Consider the following 8081-nt stretch of genomic DNA (forward strand, 5'->3'; position numbering starts at 1 on the left):
AACCTTAACCGCCCGCCAAGTTATTGCAAGCCCTGTGTGAGCGAGCCTGCTCGCGAATGCAATGCTCCCCGCACAGCATGTATTGCGGCTTGCGACGATTTCGCGAGCAGGCTCGCTCCCACAGGGGAGACCAGATAATTCAGGGATTCAGGCGACAGCCCTGGCGTTCGCTCAGCCACTGCGCGCTGTGGCTGCGGCCCAAGCCGCTGACGGTGATGGTTTTGCTCGAAGCGTCATCGGTAAAACCGCTGGTTGGCAGCCATTGCTTCACATAGCCACGGCAATACCCGGCATCGTTGTTCATCACATAACGACACGAGCAATATTCCTTGGCGGTGTAGGCGCTGATGATGTCCGGGAAAGCCCAGAGGTTTTCCCGTTCATACCAACCCCAACCGAGCAGCACGACCAACAGCAACAATAGAAACCGCCTCATGGCCGCACCGCCTGCAACACGCGTTTGAGCAATTCGTTGTGCTTATAGCTGCCATCACGATCATCGCCGTAACGCACGATCACCAGTTTCTCGCTGGGCATCACGTACAGCGCCTGGCCCCAGTGGCCGAGGGCGGCGAAGGTGTCGGGTGGCGCGTCGGGCCATGGTGATGGTGCGCCATCGACAGGGCGATTGAGCCACCAATGTCCGCCGGGCACGGCTTCGTCCTGCTGCGCCTTATAAACGGCAAAGGGCTTGAGATTGAATGCCACCCAATCCTCGGGCAGCAACTGCCGATCATTCCAGCGCCCGCCGCGCGCCATCAACAGACCGACCCGCGCCAGATCACGCGCGGTGAGATAGGCATAGGACGAGGCGACAAAGGTACCGCTGGCATCGCTTTCCCACACGGCGTGGCGAATGCCCAACGGCTCGAACAACGCTGTCCACGGGTAATCGGCGTAACGCTCTGGGCCGACCATGGTTTTCAGGGCGGCGGCGAGCAGATTGCTGTCACCGCTGGAGTAACGGAAAGCCTGACCCGCTGCGGCGTAACTGTCGTGTGCGGCGGTGAACGCGGCCATGTCGCGATGGCCTCGCGTGTAGAGCATTGCCACCACCGAGGACTTCAGCGGGGCGTATTCGTAGTCCTCCTGCCAATCCAGACCGGAGGCCCAGTTCAGCAGATGGCCGAGGGTGATCGCCGGGTGTTTGTCCAGCGCCGGGTAGAACTTCAGCGCTGGATCATCGAGTTTGAACCGGCCTTCGCCGTAGGCCACACCGAGAACGGTTGCCAGCAGGCTTTTGCTGATCGACCATGTCAGGTGCGGAGTCTGTGCAGTGGTCGGAGCGGCGTAGCGTTCGTAGATGATCTGGCCGTCGTGGACGATCAGCAAGGCGTCGGTGCGGATGCCTTCGCGGATGGCGTCGTTGCGGGGCGCGAAGGCGTAGCTTTCCAGTGCTTCGACAGCCGGGCCGGTGATCTGCGGGGCGATGGGCCATTGCTCGCCGGGCCATTGTTCGGCGCGGACGGTGAGGCTGATCAGCAGCAGGAACAGCGACAGGCCTTTGAACATGGTGGGCGCTCTGGGAATGAACCTGTCGAGACTAGTCGGGGTTTATGACAAATTTTAGATGTTGGTCGTCCATGAAATTGCCATCGCTGGCAAGCCAGCTCCCACAGGGGTCCCAAGTGAACACACATTTCATGAACACCTTTGAAACCTGTGGGAGCGGGCTTGCCCGCGATGAGGCCAGTCAGGCCAACGCAAGAGCCTTGGCCAAGCGCTTGGCCCGGGCCCCTGCAGCCAATTGCATCACGCCTTGATCACGCTGCCACATCGCCGCCCACGCAGGATCACCCTGCACCAACGCCTGATCTACCTCGGTCTTGAGTGATTCAAACTGCGCAAACAACCCGCCCAGCAGTACATGCCCGGGCGGATTGTTCGGCGCTTGCCGGCTGGCCTCGGCACACCCGGCCAGCAGCGCCAGCAAACGCAGTTGCAGGGCCTGCGGCCAGTCGCTGTCCTGGCCGATGCCGTACAGCCACGCAGTCATGGCGCTGAGCACGTAGACATCTTCAAGACTGCGAAACGGTTTGACGTAGGCGTCCCAGCCATCGCCAGCGAGCAATTCGCACAGGGCGCCGTCGAGGTGCAGGCGACCGTGGCTGATGTCCGGCATCAACGGCAACGCCGGCAGTTTTTCCACCTTCACGCCGGGCTCGCCGGGATACACCACCGCCAGACTCAGCCGCGGTGTTTCGCCAGGCTCCTCACTGCGTGCCGCCACCAACAGCCAGTCGGCGGCGTCGCCTGCGGTGACGAAATCCTTGCGCCCGCTCAAGCGCAAATCTTTCAGCCGCGTTTGCATGTCGGCCGGACGCAGGCTGCGTTGTTCGGTCGCGCACAAGGCGCCAAGGCTCAGTGGCGCGCTCGGCCACAACATGCGCAGCGCCGCTTGATAACCGACCAGAAACGCCAGCCCCGGCGTGGCCATCCGCCGCCCGCCAGCCACCGCCAATTCGAACGGCGTGACGTTGCCCAGCGCCTGCAACAACGTTGCAAAACCCTCGGCCAGATCAGCAACGGCGGGCAAGCGTTCACGGCGGTGCAACAGATCTGTCCAGGGCATGGGCGCCTCCTTGTGGGCTGTCATATAAGCATCACCGAACGTTCATGGCGATGACACCGGGGCTACATAGCCTGACTTTGCACAACACGGCTGCATAAAGAAAGTCGATCGGCTGCAACCCACGACGGGTTAAAGGCCCGTACGGAGATTCACATGACGCAAATCGCCCGCATCAGCGACACCGGCAATGAACGCCGCCTGCAAGCCGAACGCCTGATCGGCGCCGAAGCCTTGCAGCAAGCCCAGGCCCTGCGCTTCGCCGTCTTCAGCGGCGAGTTCAACGCCAAACTCAAAGGCGCCGAACTGGGTCTGGACATGGATGATTATGATGTTCACTGCAGCCACATCGGCGTGCGTGATCTAAACACCGGGCGCCTGGTCGCCACCACGCGTCTGCTAGATCACACCGCCGCCAGCAGCCTCGGCAAGTTCTACAGCGAAGAAGAATTCAGCCTGCACGGCCTCGCCCATCTGCAAGGCCCGATCCTGGAAATCGGCCGCACCTGCGTCGATCCGGCGTACCGCAACGGCGGCACCATCGCCGTGCTCTGGGGCGAATTGGCCGAAGTGCTCAATCAGGGCGGCTACAGCTACCTGATGGGTTGCGCGAGCATCCCAATGCAGGACGGCGGCATTCAGGCCCATGCGATCATGCAGCGTCTGCGCGAGCGTTATCTGTGCACCGAACACTTGCGCGCCGAGCCGAAAAATCCGCTGCCGACGCTGGATATCCCGTCCAACGTCATCGCCGAAATGCCGCCGCTGCTCAAGGCCTACATGCGCCTCGGTGCGAAGATCTGCGGCGAGCCGTGCTGGGACGAAGACTTCCAGGTCGCCGACGTGTTCATCCTGCTCAAGCGCGACGAACTCTGCCCGCGCTACGCCAAACACTTCAAGGCGGCGGTGTGATGAGCCGGTTGCGGGTGTACGCGCGAATCGCGCGAGTGCTGCTGGTGGTGACGCTGGGGCTGACCATGGCCAGCGTATTCGGCGTGTTCGAGCGCATTGGTCTGGCCCACTCGATGGAGCGGCGTCAGCGCTGGTCGCGCTTCTTCATGGCGCGGCTGAGCAATGCCCTGCCGTTTCGCGTGAGGGTCCATGGCGAGCTGCCAAAACAGCCAATGCTGTGGGTGAGCAATCACGTGTCGTGGACCGATATTCCGCTGCTGGGCATGCTCACGCCGCTGTCGTTTCTGTCCAAAGCCGAGGTGCGCACCTGGCCGGTGGCCGGCTGGCTCGCGGCCAAGGCCGGCAGCCTGTTCATCCGCCGGGGATCGGGCGACAGCCAGTTGATCCGCAAGCAAATGACCCGCCATCTGCAAACCGAACATGCGCTGCTGATGTTCCCCGAAGGCACCACCACCGATGGCCGTTCGCTGCGCACTTTCCATGGTCGCCTGCTGTCGGCGGCGATCGATTCCGAGGTGATGCTGCAACCGGTGGCGATCCGTTATCTGCGTGACGGCGAAATCGACACGCTCGCACCGTTCATTGGTGACGATGATTTGCTCTCGCATCTGATGCGCCTGTTCAGCCATGACTGCGGCGATGTCGAGGTGCATCTGCTCAAGCCAATAGAGTGTCAGGGCCGCGAGCGTGCGGCGCTGGCGTTCGAAGCGCAGCAGGCGGTGCAGAAGGTGTTGTTTGGATCGATTCCGGAAACCCGACAATCGCAAATGCGCCCGGCAATCGCTGCCTGAAACACAAATCCCCAAATCACCTTGGTCCCCTGTGGGAGCGGGCTTGCCCGCGAAAGCGGTTGATCAATCAACATCAAAGTTGAATGTGCCGACGCTATCGCTGGCAAGCCAGCTCCCACAGGGATTCAGGTTGTATGTGATTGCAGTGCGAAATCCTGAAGTTGCGGGTAGAACTGGCTGAAGTCTTCACTCAGCGGCTCATACAACCGCCGCAACTCCGCCATGGCCCCGGCCAATTCCTCGGGTCTGGTCAGGCGCCGCGAGATCCCGCGCAGCACCTGTTCCAGCACCTCAAACTCGCGATACGAGCCCAGCCAGTCGTTGGCGACCATGTGCGGGGCGATCTTCGCCAGCCGTTCCGGCAACTGTCGTTCGCGGGACAGCACGTGATAGACGTCTGCGGTGAACTGCTCCAGCGGTCGGTCGGCATACAGCGTCCAGTCCCGCGCCAGGCAATGATCGAAAAACACATCGAGGACGATTCCGGCATAGCGCCGCCGCGTTTCGCTGAAGCGCCCCAAAGCAATGTCGACCAGTGGATGGCGATCGGTGAAGACGTCGATGCGCCGATGCAGCGCAATCGCCGCCTCCACTTCCGGGTCGAACTGGCCTTGCAGCCGACCTTTGACGAAGTCGCCATACAGGCTGCCGAGTAACTGACCGGGGCGCTGACCGCCGAGATGCAAATGCGCGAGATAGTTCATGGGCGCAGCTTAGCACTGCGTTCGCTCCTCCAGCACCCTCGTATCGTTATAACCCGATATAACGATTTATGCGTTCGTCAGACCGAATTCATATTGGTATATCGCGATCCAACGATTTAAAGTTCGCTCCATCGCGATATATCGCCACTGCCACCACGAGCCCAAGCCATGAACCTCGACCTCGACGAAATAATAAAAGCCCTGGCGCACCCAGTACGGCGAGACATCCTCAACTGGCTGAAAGACCCGAAAGGCGAATTCCCCGAGCAGTTGCACAACCACGAATACGGTATTTGCGCCGGGCAGATCGATCAGCGTTGCGGCCTGTCGCAATCGACCGTGTCGGCACACCTGGCAACGTTGCAACGGGCCGGGCTGATCAGCAGCCAGAAGGCCGGGCAGTGGCATTTCTTCAAACGTAACGAGGACGTCATCCAGGCGTTTCTCAGCACCCTCAGTAAAGAGCTCTGACCCTTAACGTCAGCCAGCCGACAAGGAAACCTGCATGCCCCTTTCGCTTCTCATCCTCGCCTTGAGCGCCTTCGCCATCGGCACCACCGAGTTCGTCATCATGGGCCTGCTGCCCGACGTGGCGGCGGACCTCGGCGTGTCGATTCCCGGCGCCGGCTGGCTGGTCACCGGTTACGCCCTGGGCGTGGCCATCGGTGCACCGTTCATGGCACTGGCCACCGCGAAACTGCCGCGCAAGGCCGCGCTGGTGGCGTTGATGGGCATCTTTATTGTCGGCAACCTGCTCTGCGCCATCGCCAGCGACTACAACGTGCTGATGTTTGCCCGGGTCGTCACCGCTTTGTGCCACGGTGCATTCTTCGGCATCGGTTCGGTGGTTGCGGCCAATCTGGTCGCGCCAAACAAACGTGCCTCGGCGGTCGCCCTGATGTTCACCGGTCTGACCCTGGCCAACGTCCTCGGCGTACCGCTGGGCACCGCATTGGGTCAGGAAGCCGGCTGGCGTTCGACCTTCTGGGCGGTGACCGTCATCGGTGTGATCGCGCTGATCGGCCTGATCCGCTTTCTGCCGGCCAAGCGTGACGAAGAGAAACTCGACATGCGCGCCGAACTCGCTGCCCTCAAGGGTGCCGGTATCTGGCTGTCGCTGAGCATGACCGCGCTGTTCGCCGCCTCGGTCTTCACCCTGTTCACCTACGTTGCCCCACTGCTTGGGGAAGTCACCGGTGTGTCGCCGCGTGGCGTGACCTGGACGCTGATGCTCATCGGCCTCGGTCTGACGGTCGGCAACATCATCGGCGGCAAACTCGCCGATAAAGGCATGGCCGCCACGCTGATCGGCGTGTTCATCGCCATGGCCGTGGTTTCCACGGTGCTGAGCTGGACCAGCGTCGCGCTGATCCCGACTGAAATCACCCTGTTCCTCTGGGCCACCGCGTGTTTCGCCGCTGTGCCGGCGCTGCAAGTCAATGTGGTGACCTTCGGCAAGGCTGCGCCGAACCTGGTTTCGACCCTGAACATCGGCGCCTTCAACGTCGGCAACGCGCTTGGCGCCTGGGTCGGCGGCAGCGTCATCGCCCACGGCTACGGCCTGACCAGCGTGCCACTGGCCGCCGCCGCGCTGGCCGTACTTGCCCTGCTGGTGACCCTGATTACCTTCCGCCAGAACGGCAATGCCGAGCTGGCGCCTGCTTCCAACTGATCAACTTCCTTAATTAAAGAGAGGCTTTTAGACATGGCGACTATTTTTGACCCGATCAAACTCGGCGACATCGAGCTGAACAACCGCATCATCATGGCCCCGCTGACCCGCTGCCGCGCCGACGAAGGTCGTGTGCCGAACGCGCTGATGGCCGAATACTACGTACAACGCGCCTCGGCCGGCCTGATCCTCAGCGAAGCCACTTCGGTAACGCCGATGGGCGTCGGCTATCCGGACACCCCGGGCATCTGGTCCAACGATCAAGTGCGTGGCTGGGCCAACGTGACCAAGGCGATTCACGGCGCCGGCGGCAAGATCTTCCTGCAACTGTGGCACGTTGGCCGCATTTCTCACCCTTCGTACCTGAACGGTGAAGCACCGGTTGCGCCAAGCGCCATCCAGCCAAAGGGCCACGTCAGCCTGGTGCGCCCGCTGGCCGACTACCCAACCCCGCGCGCTCTGGAAACCGCTGAAATCGCCGACATCGTCGACGCCTACCGCACTGGTGCCGAGAACGCCAAGGCCGCCGGTTTCGACGGCGTGGAAATCCACGGCGCCAACGGCTACCTGCTCGACCAGTTCCTGCAAAGCAGCACCAACCAGCGCACCGACCAGTACGGCGGCTCGCTGGAAAACCGTGCGCGCCTGCTGCTGGAAGTGACCGACGCCGCGATCGAAGTCTGGGGCGCTGGTCGCGTTGGTGTGCACCTGGCACCGCGTGCCGATTCCCATGACATGGGCGATGACAACCTTGCCGAGACCTTCACCTACGTCGCCCGTGAACTGGGCAAGCGTGGCATCGCGTTCATCTGCTCGCGCGAAAAAGAAGGCGCCGACAGCCTCGGCCCGCAACTGAAAGAAGCGTTCGGTGGCCCGTACATCGCCAACGAGAAGTTCACCAAGGAAAGCGCCAACGAGTGGCTGGCCAGCGGCAAGGCAGACGCCGTAGCGTTCGGCGTGCCGTTCATTGCCAACCCGGACCTGCCGGCCCGTTTGCAGGCCGATGCGCCGTTGAACGAGCCGCATCCGGAGACTTTCTACGGCAAGGGTCCGGTCGGTTATATCGACTATCCGACCTTGTAATCACGCTGTAGCGCAGAAATGAGAAAGCCCCGGACTTGTGAGAGTCCGGGGCTTTTCGTTGTTCGGCTTCAGACTTGTTGCGTGGCACCCGACGTAGCCCCTCACCCCAGCCCTCTCCCGAGGGAGAGGGAGCCGATTGGTGTGTTTTTCAAACTTTGAGTTCGGCGGGATATTTCAGGTCGGCCCAGCTTGGCCAAACAACCCGGTCGGTCCCCTCTCCCTGTGGGAGTGTATGTACCGGACACATGGTGGACAGGTGTTCGGAGACATGGTGGACACTTTTTAATAGGCACATTGCTCATCATCAAGGAAATGACCTGTGTCCTGGCAAGAGGCATCCACCATGCAAC

At 61.8% G+C, this 8081-nt stretch carries 9 protein-coding genes; 5 read left to right on the forward strand and 4 right to left on the reverse strand.

The features are described from left to right. Positions 1-139 precede the first annotated feature (139 nt). The 3 genes from QMX86_RS26345 to QMX86_RS26355 all read right to left on the reverse strand — a co-directional run bounded on the left by QMX86_RS26345 (position 140) and on the right by QMX86_RS26355 (position 2572). Positions 140-436 carry an amidase gene (locus QMX86_RS26345; RefSeq protein ID WP_130929512.1) on the reverse strand — a complete coding sequence of 99 codons (297 nt, stop codon included), beginning with the start codon at positions 434-436 and terminating at the stop codon, positions 140-142. Then, on the reverse strand, positions 433-1512 hold the full coding sequence (locus QMX86_RS26350) for a serine hydrolase (protein ID WP_282387098.1): 1080 nt from the start codon (positions 1510-1512) through the stop codon (positions 433-435). The genes QMX86_RS26345 and QMX86_RS26350 overlap by 4 nt, the downstream gene beginning before the upstream one ends. A 181-nt stretch (positions 1513-1693) precedes the next feature. Continuing rightward, positions 1694-2572 (reverse strand): acyl-CoA dehydrogenase family protein, encoded by an 879-nt coding sequence (locus QMX86_RS26355; RefSeq protein ID WP_071174634.1) that lies wholly within the window; start codon positions 2570-2572, stop codon positions 1694-1696. A 153-nt stretch (positions 2573-2725) separates the two neighbouring features. Here QMX86_RS26355 and olsB point away from each other — a divergent pair, with 153 nt between their 5' ends. Together olsB and QMX86_RS26365 are read left to right on the forward strand one after the other, a co-directional pair. Further along, positions 2726-3481, forward strand: a complete 756-nt coding sequence (gene olsB / locus QMX86_RS26360; RefSeq protein ID WP_016771324.1) for an L-ornithine N(alpha)-acyltransferase — start codon at positions 2726-2728, stop codon at positions 3479-3481. Beyond that, a complete protein-coding gene (locus QMX86_RS26365) occupies positions 3481-4272 on the forward strand; it encodes a lysophospholipid acyltransferase family protein (RefSeq protein ID WP_282387099.1) in 792 nt (263 codons plus the stop codon). Before olsB ends, QMX86_RS26365 begins: the two co-directional genes overlap by 1 nt. 125 nt (positions 4273-4397) lie before the next feature. On the opposite strand, the gene QMX86_RS26370 is transcribed toward QMX86_RS26365, so the two are convergent. Beyond that, on the reverse strand, positions 4398-4976 hold the full coding sequence (locus tag QMX86_RS26370) for an ACP phosphodiesterase (protein WP_273528523.1): 579 nt from the start codon (positions 4974-4976) through the stop codon (positions 4398-4400). A gap of 168 nt (positions 4977-5144) precedes the next feature. Here QMX86_RS26370 and QMX86_RS26375 point away from each other — a divergent pair, with 168 nt between their 5' ends. From QMX86_RS26375 to QMX86_RS26385, 3 genes are read left to right on the forward strand one after another with little or no spacing between them, the layout of a single operon-like run. Next, entirely contained in the window at positions 5145-5447 is a 303-nt protein-coding gene (locus QMX86_RS26375; protein ID WP_016771327.1) for a metalloregulator ArsR/SmtB family transcription factor, read from the forward strand. 34 nt (positions 5448-5481) lie between these two features. Next, a complete protein-coding gene (locus QMX86_RS26380) occupies positions 5482-6648 on the forward strand; it encodes an MFS transporter (protein ID WP_016771328.1) in 1167 nt (388 codons plus the stop codon). A gap of 33 nt (positions 6649-6681) precedes the next feature. After that, positions 6682-7731 carry an alkene reductase gene (locus tag QMX86_RS26385; protein ID WP_016771329.1) on the forward strand — a complete coding sequence of 350 codons (1050 nt, stop codon included), beginning with the start codon at positions 6682-6684 and terminating at the stop codon, positions 7729-7731. The last annotated feature ends 350 nt before the right edge of the window (positions 7732-8081 follow it).

Origin of the sequence: Pseudomonas sp. PS01270, assembly GCF_029959775.1 — a bacterium.
GTDB lineage: Bacteria > Pseudomonadota > Gammaproteobacteria > Pseudomonadales > Pseudomonadaceae > Aquipseudomonas > Aquipseudomonas atacamensis.

Coding starts and splice junctions, on each gene's coding strand:
- QMX86_RS26345 (WP_130929512.1), bottom strand. CDS start 436: ATGAGGCGGTTTCTATTGTTGCTGTTGGTCGTGCTGCTCGGTTGGGGT.
- QMX86_RS26350 (WP_282387098.1), bottom strand. CDS start 1,512: ATGTTCAAAGGCCTGTCGCTGTTCCTGCTGCTGATCAGCCTCACCGTC.
- QMX86_RS26355 (WP_071174634.1), bottom strand. CDS start 2,572: ATGCCCTGGACAGATCTGTTGCACCGCCGTGAACGCTTGCCCGCCGTT.
- olsB (WP_016771324.1), top strand. CDS start 2,726: ATGACGCAAATCGCCCGCATCAGCGACACCGGCAATGAACGCCGCCTG.
- QMX86_RS26365 (WP_282387099.1), top strand. CDS start 3,481: ATGAGCCGGTTGCGGGTGTACGCGCGAATCGCGCGAGTGCTGCTGGTG.
- QMX86_RS26370 (WP_273528523.1), bottom strand. CDS start 4,976: ATGAACTATCTCGCGCATTTGCATCTCGGCGGTCAGCGCCCCGGTCAG.
- QMX86_RS26375 (WP_016771327.1), top strand. CDS start 5,145: ATGAACCTCGACCTCGACGAAATAATAAAAGCCCTGGCGCACCCAGTA.
- QMX86_RS26380 (WP_016771328.1), top strand. CDS start 5,482: ATGCCCCTTTCGCTTCTCATCCTCGCCTTGAGCGCCTTCGCCATCGGC.
- QMX86_RS26385 (WP_016771329.1), top strand. CDS start 6,682: ATGGCGACTATTTTTGACCCGATCAAACTCGGCGACATCGAGCTGAAC.